Annotated in this window: 14 protein-coding genes and 1 tRNA gene; 6 read left to right on the forward strand and 9 right to left on the reverse strand. The window is 59.5% G+C overall.

The features are described 5' to 3' along the window. Positions 1 to 202: 202 nt before the first annotated feature. A complete protein-coding gene (locus N688_RS21015) occupies positions 203 to 1,111 on the forward strand; it encodes a proline dehydrogenase family protein (RefSeq protein WP_052891111.1) in 909 nt (302 codons plus the stop codon). Between the two features lie 64 nt (positions 1,112 to 1,175). Next, positions 1,176 to 2,054, forward strand: coding sequence for a C40 family peptidase (locus N688_RS21020; protein WP_052891112.1), 879 nt, complete (start codon positions 1,176 to 1,178; stop codon positions 2,052 to 2,054). 64 nt (positions 2,055 to 2,118) lie between these two features. On the opposite strand, the gene N688_RS21025 is transcribed toward N688_RS21020, so the two are convergent. Together N688_RS21025 and N688_RS21030 are read right to left on the reverse strand one after the other, a co-directional pair. Next, positions 2,119 to 5,808 (reverse strand): NACHT domain-containing protein, encoded by a 3,690-nt coding sequence (locus N688_RS21025; RefSeq protein WP_052891113.1) that lies wholly within the window; start codon positions 5,806 to 5,808, stop codon positions 2,119 to 2,121. Positions 5,809 to 6,177: 369 nt separating this feature from the next. Next, positions 6,178 to 6,250, reverse strand: a tRNA-Arg gene (locus N688_RS21030). 277 nt (positions 6,251 to 6,527) lie between these two features. Between N688_RS21030 and N688_RS21035 the strand changes: the two genes are divergently transcribed. Continuing rightward, entirely contained in the window at positions 6,528 to 7,802 is a 1,275-nt protein-coding gene (locus tag N688_RS21035; RefSeq protein ID WP_052891114.1) for a M16 family metallopeptidase, read from the forward strand. 210 nt (positions 7,803 to 8,012) lie between these two features. Here the strand turns inward: N688_RS21035 and N688_RS22535 are convergent, their stop codons facing one another. From N688_RS22535 to N688_RS21070, 7 genes are all read right to left on the reverse strand, one after another. After that, on the reverse strand, positions 8,013 to 10,016 hold the full coding sequence (locus N688_RS22535; protein WP_162179604.1) for an ATP-binding response regulator: 2,004 nt from the start codon (positions 10,014 to 10,016) through the stop codon (positions 8,013 to 8,015). A 145-nt stretch (positions 10,017 to 10,161) separates the two neighbouring features. Beyond that, positions 10,162 to 10,587 (reverse strand): hypothetical protein, encoded by a 426-nt coding sequence (locus tag N688_RS21045; RefSeq protein ID WP_052891115.1) that lies wholly within the window; start codon positions 10,585 to 10,587, stop codon positions 10,162 to 10,164. A 367-nt stretch (positions 10,588 to 10,954) separates the two neighbouring features. After that, positions 10,955 to 11,572 (reverse strand): cytochrome c oxidase subunit 3, encoded by a 618-nt coding sequence (locus N688_RS21050; protein ID WP_052891116.1) that lies wholly within the window; start codon positions 11,570 to 11,572, stop codon positions 10,955 to 10,957. A 218-nt stretch (positions 11,573 to 11,790) separates the two neighbouring features. Then, on the reverse strand, positions 11,791 to 12,195 hold the full coding sequence (locus N688_RS23075; RefSeq protein ID WP_052891117.1) for a cytochrome c oxidase subunit 4: 405 nt from the start codon (positions 12,193 to 12,195) through the stop codon (positions 11,791 to 11,793). A 187-nt stretch (positions 12,196 to 12,382) separates the two neighbouring features. Further along, the gene (ctaD, locus tag N688_RS21060) at positions 12,383 to 14,068 is read right to left on the reverse strand and encodes a cytochrome c oxidase subunit I (RefSeq protein WP_052891118.1); all 1,686 of its coding nucleotides are present in this window, start codon (positions 14,066 to 14,068) and stop codon (positions 12,383 to 12,385) included. Positions 14,069 to 14,277: 209 nt separating this feature from the next. Continuing rightward, positions 14,278 to 15,315, reverse strand: a complete 1,038-nt coding sequence (gene coxB / locus N688_RS21065) for a cytochrome c oxidase subunit II (protein WP_162179605.1) — start codon at positions 15,313 to 15,315, stop codon at positions 14,278 to 14,280. Positions 15,316 to 15,749: 434 nt separating this feature from the next. Further along, the gene (locus N688_RS21070; protein ID WP_052891119.1) at positions 15,750 to 16,697 is read right to left on the reverse strand and encodes a cytochrome c oxidase assembly protein; all 948 of its coding nucleotides are present in this window, start codon (positions 16,695 to 16,697) and stop codon (positions 15,750 to 15,752) included. A 333-nt stretch (positions 16,698 to 17,030) separates the two neighbouring features. Here N688_RS21070 and N688_RS22545 point away from each other — a divergent pair, with 333 nt between their 5' ends. The 3 genes from N688_RS22545 to N688_RS21085 all read left to right on the forward strand — a co-directional run bounded on the left by N688_RS22545 (position 17,031) and on the right by N688_RS21085 (position 20,698). After that, positions 17,031 to 18,887: a heme o synthase gene (locus N688_RS22545; protein WP_081839100.1), complete on the forward strand. Its 1,857-nt coding sequence runs from the start codon at positions 17,031 to 17,033 to the stop codon at positions 18,885 to 18,887. Positions 18,888 to 18,897: 10 nt separating this feature from the next. Further along, positions 18,898 to 19,563, forward strand: a complete 666-nt coding sequence (locus tag N688_RS21080; protein WP_052891120.1) for an SCO family protein — start codon at positions 18,898 to 18,900, stop codon at positions 19,561 to 19,563. A 322-nt stretch (positions 19,564 to 19,885) separates the two neighbouring features. After that, the gene (locus N688_RS21085) at positions 19,886 to 20,698 is read left to right on the forward strand and encodes a BON domain-containing protein (RefSeq protein ID WP_052891121.1); all 813 of its coding nucleotides are present in this window, start codon (positions 19,886 to 19,888) and stop codon (positions 20,696 to 20,698) included. The last annotated feature ends 435 nt before the right edge of the window (positions 20,699 to 21,133 follow it).

The following is a 21,133-nucleotide window of genomic DNA, read 5'->3' on the forward strand; positions in this document are numbered from 1 at the left end:
CGTGGTGGCGCTGCTGCTCGGGCCGCCTCCCTCATCTGGCTAGCTTGACTGTTCTGAGGGGCGTTGAGCTGCTCTGGAACCCGGTGGCAAGGGAGCCAGAGCGGCTATTTTTGTGCTATCATAGGGGCAGGAAAGCTTAGCAAGACAAGGCTATGCTGATGCTTGATCATTTCGATTTCGTCATTGGTCAGAGGGGGCGCTGATGCTCAGAGATACACTGCTGTATCTATCGCAGCATGATGGGCTGCGCAACTTTGCGCTGTCGAACCGGGCAGCGCGCAATTTCTCTCATCGTTTTGTGGCCGGCGAGCAGCTGAGCGACAGTATCGAGGTGACTCGCACGCTCAATCAGCGGGGGCTGAGCGTGGCGCTGGATCACCTCGGCGAGAACGTTACCGACGAGCACGAGGCGCGAGCGGCGACCGAGGATTATATCCGCGCCCTGGGCAGCATTAAGGAGAGCGGCCTCGATGCCAATATCTCGATTAAGCTGACCGCCCTGGGCCTGGACATTTCGCCGATCTTGTGCGAGGAGAATCTGCGCCGCCTTTTGTCGGAGGCTGGTCGCCTGGGGATCTTTGTCTGCATCGATATGGAAAGCTCGGCCTATACCGAGCGGACGCTCGATCTGACGCTGCGCTTGCATCGCGAGTTTGAGCAGGTTGGGACGGTGATCCAGGCTTATCTGTATCGTAGCAAGGATGACCTGGAGCGCCTGCTACAAGAAGGGGTGCGCGTGCGCCTGGTGAAGGGAGCCTATAAGGAGCCGCCGAATCTGGCTTTTCCCCAGAAGGCAGAGGTGGATGCCAATTATGTGCGCTTGATGGGGATGGTGCTGGCACGCGGGAATTTCCCGGCCATCGCCACCCACGATGAGGCGATGATTACGGCGGCCTGCCGCTTTGTCCGCGATCATGGGATCAGCCGCGATGCATTCGAGTTTCAGATGCTCTATGGTATCCGACGCGATTTGCAGGAGCGCCTGGTGCGTCAGGGCTATCATGTGCGGGTCTATGTGCCCTACGGCTCGCAATGGTATCCCTATCTGATGCGCCGCCTGGCGGAGCGCCCGGCCAATCTGATGTTCGTCTTGAGCAATGCCTGGCGCTGAGTACTCCTGTAGAGGCAGGCGCCCGGTATTTTTCAAGGCAAAGGCAAGCGAGGGGTGAGCGCTGATGATGACAAAGCTGGTGGTGGCGGTGCCAGTGGCAGATGTGCGGCGCGAGCCGGATGCGGCTTCGGAGCTGGTGACGCAGGCACTGCTGAACCGTGAGGTGGTAGTTGATGGGGAGCAGGGCGAGTGGCTACATGGGCAGCTTTCGGATTACAGTGGCTGGCTGCGCGAGGCCGATCTGGAGGAGCCGATTGTGACGGGCTTCTGCCGGGTTGGCGAGAGCTGTGGGACGGCTCTGCCGCTGGTGGCAGTGGTGCAGAGGCCACGAACCTGGCTCTTTGCGGGGGCGGAGGACGCTGAGACGCTGGAGCCGGTCTATCTGTCGACGCTCTTGCCGGTGACCGATCTGCGTTTCGCTTCACGGGTGGAGGTGGCTCTGCCGGGCGAGCGCCGTGGCTGGTTGGAGCGCGAGGCGGTGGCGGTAGAGCTGGCCCACGAAGCTTTTCCGCACCGCCCCGTGACGGTGGCGCTAGGGTATGCCAGCGAGCTGCTGGGCACGCCCTACCTATGGGGCGGGACGACCTGTGAGGGGATCGATTGCAGCGGCCTGGTGCAGTTGTGTTATCGGATGGCGGGCTATGTGTTGCCGCGCGATGCGGATCAGCAGTATGCCTTTCTGAGGCGCTCGGTGCCGCTGAGGGAGCTGCGCGCCGGCGACTTGCTCTTTTTTGGGCGCGAGCGGATTACGCATGTGGCGCTGGCTCTGGATGAGCGCCGCTTTGTGCATGCGGAGGGGGTGGAGTATCATCGCGTGGTGATCAATAGTCTGGAGCCGGGCGACGAGGACTATAACGAGCGGCTGGCGAGCTGTGTGTGGGGAGTGAAGCGCGTGGTGACGGAGGATGAACAGGCGGAAGGCCGCCAGCCCAGGCTTGAGTGAGTGCGTGAGGCTGGGCCTGGCCAGCGGTCGCATCTGCTGCGTTATGAGGAGATGGAGACGGGGCCTAGGAGAGGTTAGGCAGGCCGTCGGCAGGACTGGAGCCGCGGCGCGGGAGCAGGACGTAGCGCCGGCTGCCGCGCGGGCGTTCGACGACCAGCAGGCCAGCCCGCCGCGTGACGTGCCAGAGCGCTTCGAAAAGCCAATCAACTACCCAGTAGCAGACCGGAAGGTTGGAATCTATCACTGCCTTTTGAAAGAGAGCGAGCAGGCGCCTGGCGACTTCGGGCGTTTCGCCGAGCTGGCTGATCGCCTGTATGAGTCCCCAGAGCTTTGCGCCTCTGAGGCTAATCAGTTCTGCCTTCATCGACGAGCGCTCCAAGACGTCGAGCAGCACAGGCACCAGGTCGCGACGTTCAGCGGCCTCTATTGCCTCTATCAACGAGAGTGAGAGCTGTCCCCTCGCAAACCGACTCCTCCTCAGCAAGCGCCCCAGCGTCTTCGCCCCGCTATGCTTTACCAGATACTCAGGTAAATGGGATTTCCATAGGGCACTCTCTGAAGAGGAAAGCCTATCATGATGGCCCTGGAGAGCCAGCTCTTCAGCCTGTGCCAGAACGCCCAAATCCAGATCATCGAGGCATACCAGGGCCAACAGCAGGGTGCTTTTGAGTCTCTCATCTTGCTCACGCTCCCAACAGACGCGCAGGGGAGCAGCAAGGGTGCGATTTTCACTTTGCCCCAAAGCAAGAGCGAGAGCAGCACGCACTTCGCTGTGCAGACTGAGATCGGCCAGCGCAGCTAGCGCTCCCGTCTGCGCTAGCGGGACCTCTTTGGCCAGGTGGCCCAGCTCCTCGACACAGACCAGGCGTAACATTATCGCTAGCCGCTCATTCCTCACCAATGACAGCAGAACCTCTATCGCCTCACTATCGCCACGCCCTCCCAGTACCTTAACTAAACCTTCCATACATTTTTGACACATATCTACAGATAACTTCTCATTCCTCACCAATGACAGCAGAACCTCTATTGCCTTCTTATTATAAGATCTAGTTAATATATTTATCAATACTCCTATACAATCGCCGCGCACCTTTTCAGGTAACTTCTTATTGTTCACCAGTGACAGGAGGATCTTTATCGCCTTCTCATCGCCGTAGCTCTCTAGCATCCCAGCCAGCAGCATGACACAATCAGAGCGAAACCTGACAGTCAGCTCTTCAGTTCTTACTAATGTCAATAAAAACTCTATTTTCTTATTACTATTATAAAGCTTTTTTACTTTATTTAGCAAATTTATCATTATTTTATCATCTACATTTTGTTTTTCCAGTCTTATCATCAGAAGCTCCATTTTTCTATCTTGAGATGGAATAATTCTTATTCCTGATAATTTTGCATATCCATGATCAACAATCATATATTCATCTTCTTTAATTGTTTTGCGAGAATTAATCTCAATTTCATCAAAAACGCTGATATAATCAAAATCTTCCAGAGCAAAGCTCCTAATTTGATTCTTTTTCTGGTATAAAAATCTTTTCACTATTTTCAGCATAAATAGATTCTTATCTTGTAGTATCTCCATCAAGCGCTTCGTGATAGTCTCATCGCCTGATCCTAACACAGGTTCGCTATAGACACGTCCCAACGGGGCTAATATCTCGACAAGTTTTTTCTCCATCAGACTATAGGGAGTGCGCTCCAGCTCATCAAGGAGGCGTTTCGGCAATTCGTACCGCAGCTCTGGCCGGTCGCGCAATAGAGGTTGCGCCAGTAGGCAGCGTCCTGCCAGCAGCAGCTTGCTGTGAAAGAGATCCTCTGGTGGTGCCTTCTTGCTGTCATGAAGCAGTGCGCGAAAGAGCGGCGTCGCATCGTTGACTGCTCCCGCATAGAGCAGCGTCACCTCTTCCCACCACGGATCACCCAGGTAGGGAAGCAGCAGCTCAACGCTGCCGCTCTCACTGACGTAACAGGCTGCGCAATACTCCTGCAACGTCAGATGCAGAAAACCATAGAGATCCTGACCTTGCTCCCGCAACAGCCCACTATCATCGCTGAGTGCCTCCAGCACCTGCCTCGCCAGGTCTGGCCCGCCGGTCTGCCAGAGGCGCGGCAAAAACTCGGCGATCCACTCCTCCAGCGCCGCGCGTGGTGCATAGCGCCAGCCGCGAGCGTGCATATGCCAGGCCAGCTCATAGAGCAAATGGCGATGGTGATCGGGGCGCAGATGCACAGGACTGCCCATGCGTCGGATATTGCGCTCACGATCCCAGCGCTCCAACAGGAGCGTCACGCACTCCCGATAGAGCGCCGCGCGCCGCGCCGGCAGCTCACCGCTCTCCTCATAGAGGAGGACGATCAGCGTCAGCAGTAGCGGATTGGCCGCCAGCGTCAACAGATGCGGCTGTTGGAGCAACTCATCCAGCAGGCGCTTACCCTCAGCTCGCGCTTCGGGCCTACCGTTCCCCTCCTGGGCAAACCAGCGCTGGACAAACTGCTCAATCTCCTGCTGGCGAAAATCGAGCACATCCAGCTCATCGAAGCCGGTCAGGCGGCGATGCAAGCGATAGCCGGCGCGGCGGGCCGTCACCACCACCGCCGAGCGATTGGCCAGCCGCTGCACCGCCTCCACCACCCGGCGATAGCTCTGCCCGGCCTCCTCTGGCGACTCACCAATCAGGGTCTCATCCAGCGCATCCAACAAAAAGAGCGTCTTGCCCTCCTCCAGGCGCGTGCGCAGATAGAGGGCTACCTCCTCCTCCTCAAGTCCGTAGTCTCGGTAATCGCGCGTCAGGCGCCAGACTGCATAAGTTAACAAATTCTCCTGACCCGAGGCTGCAAAAGCATTCAGGCTCAGATAGATTGGAACCGGAGGCAAAGCCGGAGCCTCGCCGCGCAGAATGCAGATCGCCAGATGGCGCAGCAGCGTCGTCTTACCAGCCCCTGGGTCGCCCAGTATCACGCAGCGCGAATGGCGGTGGACCGCCTCCTGTGGCTCCAAAGCCTCCCCGAAACGCCGCTCCAGCCGCCGTCGTTGGCGTCGCCGCACATGCAGATGATCAAACTGTTCCCCTTGCTCCTCGGGACCGAGATAGCGGATCTCCGGCTTCTCGTGCAGACGCAGACGGATATAAATCCGCTCGATCGGGAAAGCCGTACGCATCCCCAGCACCTGCAGCAGGGTCAGACTGCGGTCCCCCAGCAGCGCCCGTCGATAACGCTCCTCCACGCGGGAGCAGAGTGCTTCAAGCCCCTCCTTGCCCATCTCTCTGGCAGCTTCGGCCTGCCCTTCCTCGTCCGCCTCCAGCATTGCGCAGATCGCCTTCGCCACCCTGACCCAGAGCTGGTCGCGTTCAGCTCGCCTCAGCTCCGCGCAGCCCTTTTCATTCATAAATTTCAGCTTTTCGAGAGGCGTCCCCTCTAGCGAGCAGGCCCGTGCTCGCACGGGAATCAGAAGGAGCCCCCCCACCTGTCCCCGTCGCCAAAGCACATTAAGCACCTTCTGCTCCTCTTTCCGCCCACTCAACAGCTCTGCACTCACCAGTACCACCGCCACCTGAGCCTGCCGAGCAACCTGCTCTACCTCCTGGGAAGGCACCCGTCCGGCGGGCACATCGAGCGAGGCGAAACAATGCAGGCGCGAGCGCAGAGCGGGTGCCTGCAAATGATTTCTCAATTCCTCCACGAAGCGCCTATCGCGAGCCGCAGCGCATAGAAAAACCAGAGCCGTCTTCGTCTCAGCCCCCGTCATAGCTGATCGATCACCTGCCTTGTGCCCGGAGCTTCATCCTATCAACTCCTCATCGCATGATCCTCGTCTATTTTAGCATAAGAACGGCCAATATCAATGGATTGCTCTAGAAGAAACTGGCGGCCAATCCAGTACTCAACGGTCATCTTGACGATTATAGAACTATAGACAAGAGCAGCTATACTGGCGCCAGCCGGTGGGACCACCCGAAGAAAAGGCCCCAGAAATAGGCAAAGAGAGACGCTCGGAGCAGCTGAAGAAGAGGAGAAAGCAGATCATCCCAATATGCAACTAAGGATTATTCCGGCGAAGAATGGGCAGATGAAGCGTGTAGAGCAGGCAACTGATTACGAGCTATAACCAAGAAAGTGGGGCCGAGAGGAATCGAACCTCCGACACGCGACTTAGGAGGTCGCTGCTCTATCCACTGAGCTACGGCCCCTTTTTGCTTTAGACGCAGAACGGCAATGCAAGCCAACGACCTGCTCCGGTCAGAGGCCAGAGAAGAGACTGGTTTCATCCTAGCATGCTCTTGGGGTCCTGTCAAGCGCCAGGCGTGGTGCACGCAACAGCCGGCGGGCGGGGGACGGCAGAGCACAACCAACGCTGGCCAGCTATCGCGGAGGCCAGCCCTCTCGATTTGACAGTCGCTCTTGGCAGGGGCTATCATGCTAGAAAAAAGAACATATGAGGCTCCTGTTCACGCGGAGGAAGAGAGCATGACAGATTCTATCACCGTTGGTCGGGACGTCTTCCATACCCACCGCCTCAGCAACGGCCTACAGATCGTGGGTCAGAGTATGCCCGACTTCGAATCGGTCTCCATCGCCTACTACGTGCGCACTGGCTCGCGCGACGAGCACGACCCGACCATCGAGGGCGTCTCACACTTCCTCGAACACATGGTCTTCAAAGGCACCCGGCACCTCGACTGGCAGCAGATCACTCTGGAATTCAACAAAATCGGTGCCGAGCTAAACGCCTTCACCTCGCACGAAGCCACCATGTATTTCGCCCGCGTCCTCGGCGAATACAGCGAGCGCGCCCTCGAACTCCTCAGCGACATGATGTATCCGCGCCTGGCCGAAAGCGACTTCGAAACCGAAAAAGAGGTCATCATCAACGAGATCGCTCGCTCTGAAGACCAGCCCTACAACCTGGCCTTCCGCCGTCTGGCCCAAACCTACTTCAACGGCCATCCCCTGGGCCACGACGTCCTCGGCTCCCGCGAAAGCATTCGCAACATGCGCATCGAGCAAATGCGCGACTACTGGCAGCGCCGCTATGGAGCCAACAACATAATTCTGACCGTAGCTGGCAACTTCGACTGGGAGCGCTTCGTCGCACGCGCCGAGCAGCTCTGCAGCGACTGGCGCAGCAGCGAGAGCGAACGCGAGCCGCAGCCCTACGAGCCAGCCCACTCCCTCAACAACGTCATCGTTGACCCGCGCCTCAAGCAGCAGATCATCTTGCTCGCCATGCCCTGCGTCAGCATCCAGGACCCTGACTACTACGCTGCCGCCCTTGGGGGGAGCATCCTGGGGGACACCGACGGCTCACGCATCTACTGGAACATCCATCAAAAAGGCCTGGCCGAATCGGCCAGCGCCGGCCTGTGGGCCCTCGAAGACACCGGTATGCTCCTGCTCGAAGCCAACTCTACCCCTGAAGAGGCCCCGCGCGTCCTGCGTCTCCTGCGAGCCGAGCTTGAGAGCCTGCTCGAGGACGGCATCTACGAAGACGAACTGCGCCGCGCCAAGGATAAATGGATCAGCAGCATCGTCCTCAGCAGCGAATCAACCTTCACTCGCATGCGCACCCTGGCCTCGGACTGGGTCACCGAAGGCCGCCTGATTAGCATCGATGAGGAAATCGAGCGTGTTGAGCGCGTCACCACCGACGACATCATGCGCACCCTGCAACGCTTTCCCCTACGCGACAAACAGGTGCTGGTTGCCCTCGGCCCCTTGAGCGAAGAGCAGCTCTTCCAATAAGAGGACGGCCACAGACCCAGAGCACACCAGCATCAGAAGAAGGCACGGACGAGAAGAACAACAGCAAACAGCGACAAGGGGAAGAAAGAGCGCCTCAAAAACGGAAGACGGCGGCCAGGTTTCTTTTCCTGGCCTGCCTCACGCCCAAAAAGGAAGCCCGGAAAGAGGCAAGCACAAGGGGAGAGCAGAGGAGAAAGCAACGAGCCGGACTCAGCCGGGCAGGCGGGCCAGCTTATAGCCCACATCCGGCACCGTCAGAATATAACGCGGATGGCGCGGGTCCGGCTCAATCTTGCGCCGCAAACGACTGATATAGACCCAGACAAAATCTATCTCGCGGCTATATTCCGGCCCCCAGACCTTTTCGAGCAGCAGCTCATGAGTCATCACCATACCAGCATGCTGCGCCAGAGTGCTCAGCAAGCGATACTCTGTGCGACTCAACTGCACTGGCTGCCCGTTGACAAAGACCTGATGCTGCGCATAATCGATCACCAAGTCGCCCGTACGGAAGATACGCTGATGCCTCGTCTCGCCAGCACTTTCCCGGCTACGCCGACGCAGGCGGCAACGCACCCGCGCCAGCAGCTCCCGCAGATGAAAAGGCTTGTAGACCAGGTCATCGGCACCAGCATCGAGCAGGCGAATCCCCTCCTCCTCATGACCGGTAGCACAGAGAGCGATCACCGGCGTCTCCGCGAATTCGCGCAGACGGCGCAGCAGCTCCAAAGCCGCCACATCGGCCAGGTCAGCCAACAAGATCAAGTCTGGCTCCTGCAGATCTAGCAAGCGGAAGAACTGGGCGCTATGGGTTGCCAGCTGCACCTGACAGCCCTGCTCCTCCAGATGGGCCCGCAGGTAGCGAGCAATACGCGCATCCTGCTCGGCCAGCAAAACGGAGGCCAGGCGCTCGCGGCGCACGCTCGGCCCTTGACCCTGAACCGAGGCGCTTGCAGAAGTCAAAGCAGGCAGCGTCTCCGTTGTCAAAGCGCCAGCGGGAAGCTCTTCCGTCGCCTGCAGCGGCAAGGTAAATGAGAAGGTGGCCCCCTGACCCAGGCCAGGCGAATCGGCCCAGATTCGCCCGCCATGCGCCTCAATGGTCGCGCGGGCCACGGCCAGCCCGAGGCCGCTCCCCTCCTCCTCGTCCTCAGCCTCCTCGCGCGGCAAGCGGTAGAAGCGCTGAAAGATATGCTCCAGATGCTCCTGTGGAATGCCCAGGCCCTGATCCGTCACACTCACGCGCACCTCAGCGCCCTCGACCTCCACCTCCAGACGAATGGTTCCCCCACCAGGCGAATAACGAACCGCATTATCTAGCAAATGATTAAGTACTTGCTCTATGCGCAAAGGATCACACGGCACCGGAGGCAAGGCAGGAGGCAGGCGCAGAATAAAACGATGACCGGGGGCCGAGCGCTCACGCTGTTCCACCAGACGGCGCAGCAGCTCCTCAAACTGCACCTGGGCCAGGCGCAGCGTCTGTGTTCCACTATCGAGCCGCCACACATCCAAGAGCGTATTCAGAATCTCGTGCAAGCGATCAGCCTGAGCATCGATCATTTCCAGCATTTCACGCTGCACAGCCGGGTCCCAGCGGCGAGAAGAACCGAGCAAGGTTGTTGCACAGCCCTTAATAATCGCCAGAGGTGTCTTCAGCTCATGAGCCGCCAGCGCCAGAGCCTCGGAACGAGCCTGAGTGGCCTCGCGCTCCAGCGTCACATCCTCCAGGAGGAGGCCCCGCCCCAGTAGGCGACCCTCGTCGCCATAGATAGGGAAGCTGTGCACGCGCAACCAGCGGACCGCCGCATCTACCAGAGCCAGATCAGTCGAAGCCTCCAGCTCGGGATGCTCCCAGAAGCGATCAAGGGCCTCCTGAGCACGTTGGGGGTCGGCAGCCCGCGTCAGCAAACGCGCCCGTACATCCACCGTCGACCCGACAACCAGCTCATGGGCCTGGCAACCCAGCAGCTCGCGTGCCCGCCTGTTCGCACAGACCAGCCGCTCGCGCTGGCTCAAAAGCAGCAAGCCACTGCTGAGGTTCTCCGCGACAGCTGCCAGGATCGCCTGGGCAGGAGAGGCCATCAGCGCAGAGGCGGTCGAGGCCCAAGGGAGAGTAGCATCAGGCGCAGGGCAGGCGAGGAACGTCATCCACTCCTCAGAAGAGCGACGGTCAGCGCTGGCCATGTCCGCCCCATCTCTGGCGGCGCGTTCCATGAAACGAACACCTTTCCGCATTGCTGGTACGATCGATGAGTACTCATGAATATTCTAGCAAGGCGGTCAAGGTTCAAGACAGCCTGCCCCTCAAGGAGAGAGCCAGCATCAGACCTGGAGCACTCGCGCAAGAGGAGAAAAAGAGCTAATGAAGCGTTGCCAGTCCCACGATCAATAAAAGATGCAAAAGCATGCCAATGATCAGCGTCCACGCAATAAACATAATAGCGCGATGATCATGGACCAAGCGCCGGACACGAGGGGCCGGAGAAGCAGAAGCCGGGCGTCGCTCGGCAGCAACCAGGCCCAGCGCAATGCGCAGACGCAGGGGTGAGCGCACCGGCGAGCGACTCATCTCAGCGAGCAGCGCACCGTAGCAATCACGACACAACACCCAGGACTGACGCGGCTCGGGCGCACCCTCGGGCTCCGTGACTGCAATGGCCTCCAGCGGGATGCGCTGCGTACAGACCGAGCAATTGCGGATAATGCGCTTCCTCGCCCGTGGTGACTGCCTACCCTCGTCGATGCTGTGCGAAGACAAGCTGCCGCTATGCTTAACCTCTCCCATGATTGGCGATTCCTTTCCAAAGCTCGCCGGTCCAATCAGCACTTCGCTGGCGATCAAGGGACAATCGCAGGCAGGGACCTTTTCCCCCACGTCTCTAATTGTATCACACCCTCGGAAGGATTACGCACCAAGCAAACAAGGGCGTCTTCAAGCAGGCCCGGGAGCCGCCAGAAGAGAACGCCCTTGCTTATCAGTCTGACACTACTGCTAGCTGTTCGGGAGCGAGGGGACAGGCCCGGCTGCTCCCCCTGGCGGGGGCCAGCCGGGCCGGCCTGGTCTCAGATTGGGAGCGTAGAGAACCAGCCAGCCCAGACTATGAGAGCCATTGTCGCAGCCTACCTGACGCCCTCTGCACCGCTACGCTCCGCTACCCGCGCAACAGCGGGAGCAGGTAGACAATGCTGAAGACAAAGATCCAGACCACGTCAACGAAGTGCCAGTACATCTCGCCGGCCTGGAAAGCGAAATGTCGCTCCTTCGTAAAGTGACCGTTCAAAGCGCGCACAAAGACGATCAGCAGGAAGATCAGACCAACGGTCACATGCAGGCCGTGGAAGCCAGTCAGCGTAAAGAAGGCCGAGCCAAAGAGCTGGCTCTGAGGTGTGAAACCCTCACTGATCAGCGAGCTATACTCATAGACCTGGCCTCCCAGGAAAATAGCCCCCATGACAATGGTTGCCAACAAGCCCCAGATCAAGCGCTGCTGGCTGCCCTTCTCAATGCCTTTGGCAGCAATATAGTGGATAGGCGCACTACTTCCCAACAGAATGACAGTATTGATGAGCGGATACCAGATCTCACTAGGCAGATGCCAGCCGTGGCCGCCCTGGCGAATCTCCAGATAGAGATAGGCGGCGATCAGGTTCGCGAAGATCAGCGCCTCCGAGGCGATGAAGAACATCATGCCCCACCAGCCGAGGCTGCGCCCACCTTCATCATGCACCTGCTCCAGGGCAGGTATCCCCTCGCGATAGGCAACACTCATACCTCGAAATTCTCCTGACTGTTCTCTTCAAGAAGCTCAACAGAGGTGATCGTGCTGGCAACTCCTCAGCGCGAAGCCAACCCCAGGCAAGATTGCCAGCACCAGACGCAGGCCAGCGGTCGATAGAGAGCGCATCCAGCGCATGCCCAGGTCTTGCGCAAGAGCAGATCAAGCAGCTGACAACAGGAGCAACGCCCCCTCCGCTCTCTCAACCTCATCTAATAGCGCTCCAGGCCCCAACCGACCACGGCCACCACGATCAGCAAAGCCCCGATCACCAGCACTGCAGGATGAGTCACGACACCCAAACAGGCCAGCGCAATGGCCAGAGCCAGCACGAAGGGCCAGAGACTGGCATGAGGGCCACGAGGGGTTCTGGCGCGAGACGGGCGAACCTGCGGACCCTGCGGAACCTGCGGACCCTGCGGACCCTGCGACTGCTCACTGGCCCCTTCTTCAGCCTCCGGTCGCGGCTGCTGCCCCCTCACCACCGTGGCCTCATCGCTCTTCTCCTGCGTCTCGGCGCTCCCAGGATTACCTGACCTTTTCCGTCCCTCCCCCTGCCTTTGCAGGCCCTCGCCCTCAATCGGGGGCCTATCTTTCTGCTCTTCCTCGTTAATCACAGTACGCCTCTCTCGGGCGATAGCCGGGCCGGCTCATCCAGAGACAGGCGAGATAGCCCTTCCCAGGGTGAGTGCGCCGGTTTCCGCCTGGTGCCCTGGGCGGGCCGGCCAAAGCTCAGCCAGCCAATCAGCCCAGACCCCAACCGGAACACGGCGCGGCTCACAGGCGCTCAGCATCGCCCTGCCCTCAATGGACGGCCACCTTCCAGTCTGCCGTCTCCGGATTCTTCTTATCGTAGAATGGGCGGCGGCTGCGCACCACCGGGATCGTCTTAAAGTTGTACGGCTCCGGCGGAGAAGTCGTATCCCACTCCAACGTGAAAGCATCCCAGGGATCACCGCCCGCCGGTTGACCCTGACGGAGACTGGCCACAAAATTGAACAAGAAGACCAGGATAGCCGCCGCAATAATGAAGGCGCCGACCGTCTCCAGCAGATTCAGCTCATTCCAGCCCAGATCGGGAGCATAGGTATAGATACGGCGCGGCATCCCGAGCAGGCCCAGAATATGCATCGGGAAGAAGGTCACATTCACCCCGATCAGCATCAGCCAGAACTGGATCTGGCCCAAGCGCTCATTCAGGAGTTTGCCCGTCATCTTCGGGAACCAGTAGAAGATGGCCGCGAAGATCGCGAAGACTGCTCCGCCGAAGAGGACATAGTGCAGGTGAGCGATCACAAAGTAGCTATCGGTCACCTGATAGTCGAAAGGTACGATCGCCAGCGCCACCCCGTTCAGGCCGCCGATCAAGAACATGGCCACAAAGCCGAGGGCGAAGAGCATCGGCGTCTTGAATGAGAGCTTCCCACCGTAGATCGTCGCCAACCAGTTGAAGATCTTGACCGCCGTCGGGATCGCGATCAAGGTCGTGCTGGTCGCGAAGAAAGCCTGAGCCACCACTGGCAGGCCCACAGCAAACATATGATGCGCCCAGACCGTAAAGCTCAGGAACCCGATAGCGACCCCCGACCAGGCCACGAAGGTATAGCCAAAGATCGGCTTGCGCGAGAAGACCGGCAGCACCTCCGAGACGATACCGAAAGCAGGAAGGATCAGAATATAGACCTCCGGGTGGCCGAAGGACCAGAAGAGATGCTGCCACAGCAGCGGATCACCATTAAAGGCCGCCTGATAGAAGTGTGTGCCCAGATGGCGATCGAGCAAGAGCAAGCCCGAGGCCGCCGTCAGGCTGGGCAGGGCAAAGAGCAGCAGGAAGGACGTGACCAGCGTCATCCAGACGAAGAGCGGCATGCGGTTAATCGTCATGCCCGGCGCGCGCAGCTTGAAAATGGTCACCACGAAGTTCAACGCGCCCGCAACTGACGAGATACCCAGCAGCAGCACGCCCAAAGCCCAGAAATCCATATTGATCGAGGGCGTCGCCGGGATACAGTTCACCCCCTGCACGCCGCACTCAGTCAACGGTGCGTAAGCGAACCAGCCGCCGTCTGGTGCCGCATGGAACAAGAAGCTAGACTGGAGAAAGAGGCCACCGAAGAGCACAATCCAGTAGCCAAAGGCATTCAGGCGCGGGAAGGCCATATCGCGCGCCCCAATCATCAGCGGCACCACATAGTTACCGAGACCTGTGAACATCGGCATCACGAAGAGGAAGATCATCGTGGTGCCATGCATCGTAAAGATCTCGTTATAGGTCTGGGGATCGAGCACCTTGCCGTCCGGCAGCGCCAGCTGAGTTCGGATCAGCAACGCCTCCAACCCGCCGACCACGAAGAAAAAGAAGGCCGTGACCATATACATGATCCCGATCTTCTTATGATCGGTAGTCGTCAGCCACTGGCCAATATATGTCTCGCTAAAGCGCTTCTGTCGGACCAGAGCAGGACGCTCAACAATGGTACTGGTTGCCATGGAAAATCCTCCGAATATCCAATCAGCCCCTTCAGGCAAACCGGGGAGACCAGACCTCTCTCTGACAGGCCGGCAGGCGGCAGAGAGAGCCACCGCCCGGCGCTCGATCAGCTCGCCTCTGGCTAATGGCCTGACTGCCCCCGCCTCGCGTCTTCGTCAGGCAGGTGGCCTGTGGCCTATCGAAAAAGCTATTCTCCATTATTATAGTTTTACTTCAGGCTTTCCAGATAGGCCACCAGGTCATTGACCTCGGACTGGGAGAGTCCGAGATTGGGCATATCATTCCCCGGCTTCACCGCCTGCGGATCATGCAACCACTTCGCCAGGTTTTCTGGCGTATTTTTGAGCACGCCGCCGGCGATCATATCACGGCTTCCAAAGTGTGTCAGATTGGGGCCGACCAGCGTTTGCGGCTGCGTATTGAAATCGTTGAGGTTGACCCCCACGATCCCGTGGCAAGCCGTGCACCCCTTCGACTTGAAGAGCGCCAGCCCGCGCGCATACTGCGGATTATTAGCTGCCGCTTGCTGCTGGCCACTCACCCAGGTTGCAAACTGGTCCGGCGGCAGCGCAATCACATTAAAGGCCATGTTGGCATGCTGCAGGCCGCAGTACTCGGCGCACTGGCCGTGGTAGGTTCCGGGCTTATCGACGCTAAACCACTTCTCGTTGTCGTGGCCAGGCACCACGTCGGTCTTGCCCGTCAGATTGGGCACCCAGAAGCTGTGGATCACATTATTCGAATAGAGCTTGACATGAACCACCGTCCCCGTCGGCACCACCAGATCATCAGCGGTAATGACCTTCTGGGTCGGATAGTCGAACTCCCACCACCACTGATGGCCAACCGCCGTGACTTCCAGCTGCTGCCCACCTGTAGGGATGGTATCGACCTGGAACATCGTGCGGATCGTAAAGACCAGCACCACAAAGAGGAAGATGGAGGGCGCCACGGTCCACACAATTTCCAGCGTCGTGTTCCCATGAATCTGGCGCGGCGTCGGCATTCCCGGACGCTCGCGGAAGCGAATGATCGACCAGATGAGAATCCCCTCGACAACCACAAAGACAAAGGTGGCCACACCCAGGATAAACCAGAAGAGATTGGCCTCATCCTGGGCGACCGGCCCCGCCGGGTTGAGGATCGAGGGATTGCCGCCACAGGCGGCGAACAGGAGCGAGGATAAGAGCAACGTCAGAAGCAACAGCCCCCAACGTGTTTTCCCTCGAAATAACGGTATCCTCACTGCTCGCACTCCTCAATTAGACACAGATTAGCGCTCTAGATAATTATAGGGCTGCCCCGCGGGGGCCTTCAACCAGAGCGCGGGCCTCTCCACTCGCCTCGCCTGCCTTTCCTCCCCTTCGACCCGACCAGACCAGACTCGTCCCGTCCCGTCAGAGTCCGGCCTTCTTTCATCGCGCTGCTGCAGTCGCAGACTTGCTGGCCGGCGCCCCGGCAGCACCAGCAGCACCAGCAAAGCAACTCGACGACCTCTTTTGTCCTCTGCACCGCTTACGGGCAGCGGAAGTAAGGCGACAGAGCAGGCCCAGTCTGGCAGATCAGTCTAGCGCCTTTCCCTGACAGAGAACTTGCAGGACCGGAAAGGGACCTTACAGCCGCCTGAATGCGGCTCTCCGGCAGCGGACCTTGATCGGCAGCGATCGCCATGCTCTCAATTCAAGGCCGCGACTCGCCAGGACGCTCGTTTCTGGCAGAAGATGGCAGGCTGATGCCCTTGCTTCGGTCTTCTGTGCCGCTCTCAGCACTTCCCTGCTCAGGCAGCGATGACCTCCGCTCCTCTTCTTCCGCTTCTCGCTGCCAGGCCAGGCGCTCGCGCTCCTCTTGACGCCGCTCTTGCTCCAGCATCCAGCGGATAAAGAGGACGCTCATCAGCACAATCACCAGAATATTGGCCGGCACCCACATAATCAGTCCACCGAGCTGCTGATCCGTGGCGGCGGAGATTCCCCAGATGCGCGGCGCCGCCAGGTAGGGAGCATAGAGCGGCGGCACAAAGGTCAATCCCGCCCCCAGCAAGACCATCGGCATCCCACTGAGGAAGAGATAGAGCACCTGGGCAGGCAAGGGCAGCGGCCCCAGCTCACCTTCCAGCGGACTCAACACTGGCCACCAGAATAGGAAGCTGAAGACAATAAAGGTTACATGCTCCAAAACATGGATGCCCTCATTCTCCAGGGTAGCGTCATAGAGCGGCGGCGCATGCCAGAGAAAGATGTCGGCATTGAAGAGAAAGAAGGTGACGACCGGCAAGGTCAGCACTCTGGCCAGTCTGAACAGCAGGCGGTTGCGCAGGAGAGGAGCGACCAGCCAGCCAGGTATCCCCCAGAGCATCATCGGCGGAGCCACCAAGGTGATCAGTAGGTGCTGCACCATATGGGCGCTGAAGAGATAGTCATCCCCCAGCTCATCAAGCGGCGATACCAGAGCCAGCAAAATGACCAGTACACCCAGCAGAAAGACGACCACCCGGCTGCGCTGAACTGGCGGCCCCAGGTCGTACTGCCGGCGCAGCGGCCCAATGGCGTAGAGATAGAGGACCGTAATCGCTACACAGCCGACTACTACCGAAGGAATGAAATGCCAGGCTCTCAGCCAGAAGTCCATTGCCCCGCTCCCATTGCGCGATGATCGTACCCTCAAGTGACCCTTGCAGGAACCCAGAGCAGAGCAGCGGCCCTGCATCCTTTGCTCCGTCGCCCTGTCCCCCGCCAGTGTCTACCAGCGCTTGGCTCGCCTGCCGCCAAACTGCTCTTAGATACTATAGCAAGGGAAAGCAGCGGCGACAACAGCATTCAGGTAACTGTAAGGTCCTCCTCCTGGCCTGTAAGGGCAGTATCAGGTTCAGGTCTGACAATACAGACAACGCTCTGAAGTTGACTGGACGAAGCGGGCTATTATTTACCTGTAGAGACTCTTGATCGGGAGCCTGTAGCTGTTATGAAGATGATACGCCGTATCGCATGGGTCGCGGTTGGTTTCACATATTTTTTGGTGGCACTGGGGGGAACGGTGCGGGTCAACGATGCCGGCCTGAGCTGTCCCGACTGGCCGCTCTGTTATGGCCGGCCCTTTGTCTTTCCCGATATCCGCACCCTGCTTGAGGAGTCACACCGCTATACGGCATCGATCGTCAGCGTTTTGATCCTGGCCCTGGCCATCTGCGCTTTGCTCTGGGCACGTAAGGAGCGACAGGTCCTTGTGCCCGCCCTGATCGCTCCGGCATTGCTAGTGGTGCAGATTGTGCTGGGAGGGCTGACGGTGCTCTGGAAGCTGCCCCCCGAGATCATCACCGCTCATCTGGCTACGGCCCTGGCAATCTTCGCGACGGTGATTACGATCGCGGTGATGGCAGGCCAGCCCTCTCCAAGCCAGGAGCACCCAGCGCAGACACGCCGTTTCCTGCGGCTGGCTGTGACCACGGCACTGCTGGTCTATGGCTTGATGCTGAGCGGTTCCTACGTCGTTGGGAGCGGTGCAACCTTCGCCTGTACGAGCTGGCCGCTATGCGGTCAAACGCTTCCCGGCATGGCCCGTCTGGGAGACATTAACACCCTTCACCGCCTGATCGCCACCATTGTGGGGCTGGTGGTGGCCTGGACCCTCTACACGGCCTGGCGTCGGCGCCGTGTTGCTCCCGGCCAGGCTCGCGTCGCTGTCGCCGCCGCCTTACTCTTTGTCTTGCAGTCCCTGATCGGTGGAACAATCCCCCTGCTTGGCAGCGGCTCGCTGCATTTCGGCAGCATTCCCAATCAGGATGCAGCCACCTTTATGCGCGGCCTGCACCTGGCGGTGGCCAGCGCTGTCTGGGGCCTGCTGGTGTTGCTGGCAGTTTTGGCCGCTCGCCAGTTGCGCGCTGCTCCCCAGGGTGCTGAGTTGGAGCGACTGGAGGCCGCGGAGGCCGCTGCACGCGAGAGCGTCAGCCCTCTGCGCCAGACGATCTCGGGCTATATTGATTTGATGAAGCCCCATGTGACAGTGCTGCTGCTGGGAACAACCGTGGCGGCCATGGCCATTGCCTACCAGGGCCTGCCTCCCCTGGGCCTGACAGTCGCCACCTTGCTGGGCGGCGCTCTGGCAGCGGGCAGCGCCAATGCCATTAACTGCTACTACGATCGCGATATCGATAGCATCATGTCCCGCACCTCACGCCGCTCTCTTCCCGCTGGGCGTGTGCGGCCACGCCAGGCCCTGATCTTCGGCGTTGCACTCGGCGTGGCCTCTTTCCTGATCCTGGCCTTCTTTGTGAATCTGCTGAGCGCGGTGTTGGCCTGCGGGGCTATTCTCTTCTACGTGGGCGTCTACACTATGTGGTTGAAGCGCACCACGGCCCAGAATATCGTCATTGGGGGAGCCGCCGGCGCAGTTCCTGTTCTCGTCGGCTGGGCGGCGGTTACTGGTACCATCTCGCTGCCAGCGATCTGGCTCTTCGCCATCATTTTCTACTGGACACCACCCCACTTCTGGGCCCTCTCGCTCTTGATCGAGAAGGACTACGAGAAGGCCCATGTGCCAATGCTCCCGGTACTCTTTGGCGAGGAGGAGACACGCAAGCAGATCTTCCTCTACTCGCTCCTGTTGCTGGCCGTGACGTTGGTGCTCTTCGCCATGCGGGCAATGAGCTACCTCTATCTGGTAGCAGCCGTGGTGCTGGGAGGCATCCTGGTGTATATGGCCCTGCGCCTGCTTTGGGATAGGCAGTCACGGCGCTGGGCTCGCACCTTGTTCTGGTATTCGAATTGCTATCTGGCGATGATCTTCGCCGCAATGGTGCTGGATCGCGTCATTTTCCACTAGGAGCTGAGTCGTGAGGTGGCTGAACTGGCGCCTGGCTTCGCGCCTTTCGGTATTGACAATGGCCTTACTGGTGGTTCTCGTGGTGGCTGTGCTGAACTTGCGAGCCGGCCAGGGAGGAAGCGCCAACGGCCAACCTGCAGGCCAGCCCACCGCTGGCAGCCCTGGGCTACAGGGAACGCTGCTCGATGGCCGACCTGCCCCTGGTTTCCAGCTCACAGATCAGTTCGGTCGCAGCGTCTCGCTGGCAGACTTTAAGGGGAAACCGGTGGTGATCACCTTCCTCTATACCCATTGCCCAACGGTCTGCCCCGTGACCGCCGAGAAGCTACATACGGTCATGCAGCAGCTCGGCAGCGATGCCCAGCGCGTGGCGGTCCTGGCTGTAAGCGTCGACCCGGTAGGCGATACCCAGGCCGCCGCTCTGGCCTTCTCGAATACTCATAAGATGACCTCCTATTGGCATTTCTTGATCGGCTCGCGCTCGGCTCTCTCGCCTATCTGGCGCGCCTATAGCATCGATGCCGAAGCGGCTACCGCCAATAGCAGCAGCGGCTCGGTATCCCATACCGCCGTGCTCTATGTGCTGGATAAACAGGGACGCGAGCGCGTTCTCTTGAGCGATGATTTCATCCCTTCCCAGCTGACGAGCGACCTGCAAACGCTGCTTAAAGAGTAGCGCCAGCACAGCAAGCCTCGCTCTTTGCATGGGACTGGACTGGACTGGACTGGACTGGACTGGCCAGGCTTGAGGCCTGGCTAGCAGGAGGATAAGAGCAAGAGCACAGACAGGCACCGCCCACCAGGACAGGCTGAGGCATGGCCCTGAACGGAAAGAGGAGCAGCGGAGCAGATGACGGCCACCGCCCAAGCGGTGGGACCTGGCTTGCAAGAATGCTTCTCTCCTGCTATCCTTAGAAATGGAGGGGACTCTTGCCATCTGTCCGTGCTCGTACGCTATTTATTCTGCAGTAGAAAGATTTCGCGGAGATGCGATAAGTATGGAAACTCACCTGCAAGGCATCAATCTCGCGACAGGTGACCTGACCGCAACACTCCTCCCAGCCTACGAGGAGGAGCACGAGGGAACAGGAGAGCATCACCTGCCGATCCCTAGCTACTGGCCACTGGTCGCCAGCGTGGCCATCTTCGTGACCTTCATCGGCCTGCTGATCATCAATCAGACGCCGGTGCTGGCTCTGCTGGGTGCACTGGGCACGCTCATCGGGATCGTCGGCTGGGGACTGGAAGACCCACAGGCTCACGCTCACGCTGAGACCTACCCCGGCTTCGGTGTCGGTACTGCCGAGGGCGAGGTCAGCCCGCTGGCCGAGGCAGTGCGCGAGCAGGCCCAGGAGATTGTTGATCGCCTGGTGGTGCGCGGCGATCTGGCCTGGAGTGCCCACCCGGTCAACGTGGAGGTGGAGCAGGAAGGCGTGGTCCTGGCCCTCTACGGTAAGGTGGAGCTGGAGGCTCAGAAGAAGACCATCGAGGATGAGATTCGTAAGCTGCCCCATGTGATCGATGTGCGCAACTTCATTATCGCCGAGGATGCTATCCTCAACGAGGCGAACCGCCGCATCGCTCAGCTCCAAGAGGCGGGCAAGCTGGAAGGCGCCACAGATCTGCGGGTGCTCGTTGAAAACTATGTCCTCCATCTCTACGGCGAGGTGCCTACGCGCCAGATGAAATACTTGCTGGAGGATGAATTGATCCAGATCCCCGGCGTGCGCGTGGTGGTGAACCACATTGGCTTGAATGAGGATATCCCGGGCGAACTGGGCCGCACGAAGGGAAAGGTCGGCAAAGGCTAGTCTCCGGGCTCGGGGACCTTCTTCCCCCGCTCAAAGGCTGGCCGCCCCAATCCTGAGCGCTGAATGCGCTTGCGAGCCAACCGCAGGGCCTGTCTCTTCCACCTCTACGACGCTGCCTGGCTGAGTATAGCCAGTCAGCCAGGCAGCAAGGCGCTTTGCAGGTTCCTCTTGAGCTGAGACGCCGAAAACACAAGCAAGGCGAGCAAAAGCAGCAACTTTTGCTCGCCTCCTTTTTTCCTGGCTTTCCGCAAGGCAGGTGTCAGGGCCTGCCATGATGATCGCTCGCCCCCCGTTCCCCTGCTTCCTGTTCTGCCAGAGACGAGTAGCTGTAACCGCCGGCTGGGCCGAAACGTATCCTTTAGAAGAAGAGCATGATGACAGTACCAGCCAGGCCAGCAAAAGCACTCCGGCTGCTATACAGCCGAGGAGAAGTAG

The organism is Thermogemmatispora carboxidivorans, assembly GCF_000702505.1.
Classification (GTDB): domain Bacteria; phylum Chloroflexota; class Ktedonobacteria; order Ktedonobacterales; family Ktedonobacteraceae; genus Thermogemmatispora; species Thermogemmatispora carboxidivorans.

Coding starts and splice junctions, on each gene's coding strand:
- N688_RS21015 (WP_052891111.1), top strand. CDS start 203: ATGCTCAGAGATACACTGCTGTATCTATCGCAGCATGATGGGCTGCGC.
- N688_RS21020 (WP_052891112.1), top strand. CDS start 1,176: ATGATGACAAAGCTGGTGGTGGCGGTGCCAGTGGCAGATGTGCGGCGC.
- N688_RS21025 (WP_052891113.1), bottom strand. CDS start 5,808: ATGACGGGGGCTGAGACGAAGACGGCTCTGGTTTTTCTATGCGCTGCG.
- N688_RS21035 (WP_052891114.1), top strand. CDS start 6,528: ATGACAGATTCTATCACCGTTGGTCGGGACGTCTTCCATACCCACCGC.
- N688_RS22535 (WP_162179604.1), bottom strand. CDS start 10,016: ATGGAACGCGCCGCCAGAGATGGGGCGGACATGGCCAGCGCTGACCGT.
- N688_RS21045 (WP_052891115.1), bottom strand. CDS start 10,587: ATGGGAGAGGTTAAGCATAGCGGCAGCTTGTCTTCGCACAGCATCGAC.
- N688_RS21050 (WP_052891116.1), bottom strand. CDS start 11,572: ATGAGTGTTGCCTATCGCGAGGGGATACCTGCCCTGGAGCAGGTGCAT.
- ctaD (WP_052891118.1), bottom strand. CDS start 14,068: ATGGCAACCAGTACCATTGTTGAGCGTCCTGCTCTGGTCCGACAGAAG.
- N688_RS21070 (WP_052891119.1), bottom strand. CDS start 16,697: ATGGACTTCTGGCTGAGAGCCTGGCATTTCATTCCTTCGGTAGTAGTC.
- N688_RS22545 (WP_081839100.1), top strand. CDS start 17,031: ATGAAGATGATACGCCGTATCGCATGGGTCGCGGTTGGTTTCACATAT.
- N688_RS21085 (WP_052891121.1), top strand. CDS start 19,886: ATGGAAACTCACCTGCAAGGCATCAATCTCGCGACAGGTGACCTGACC.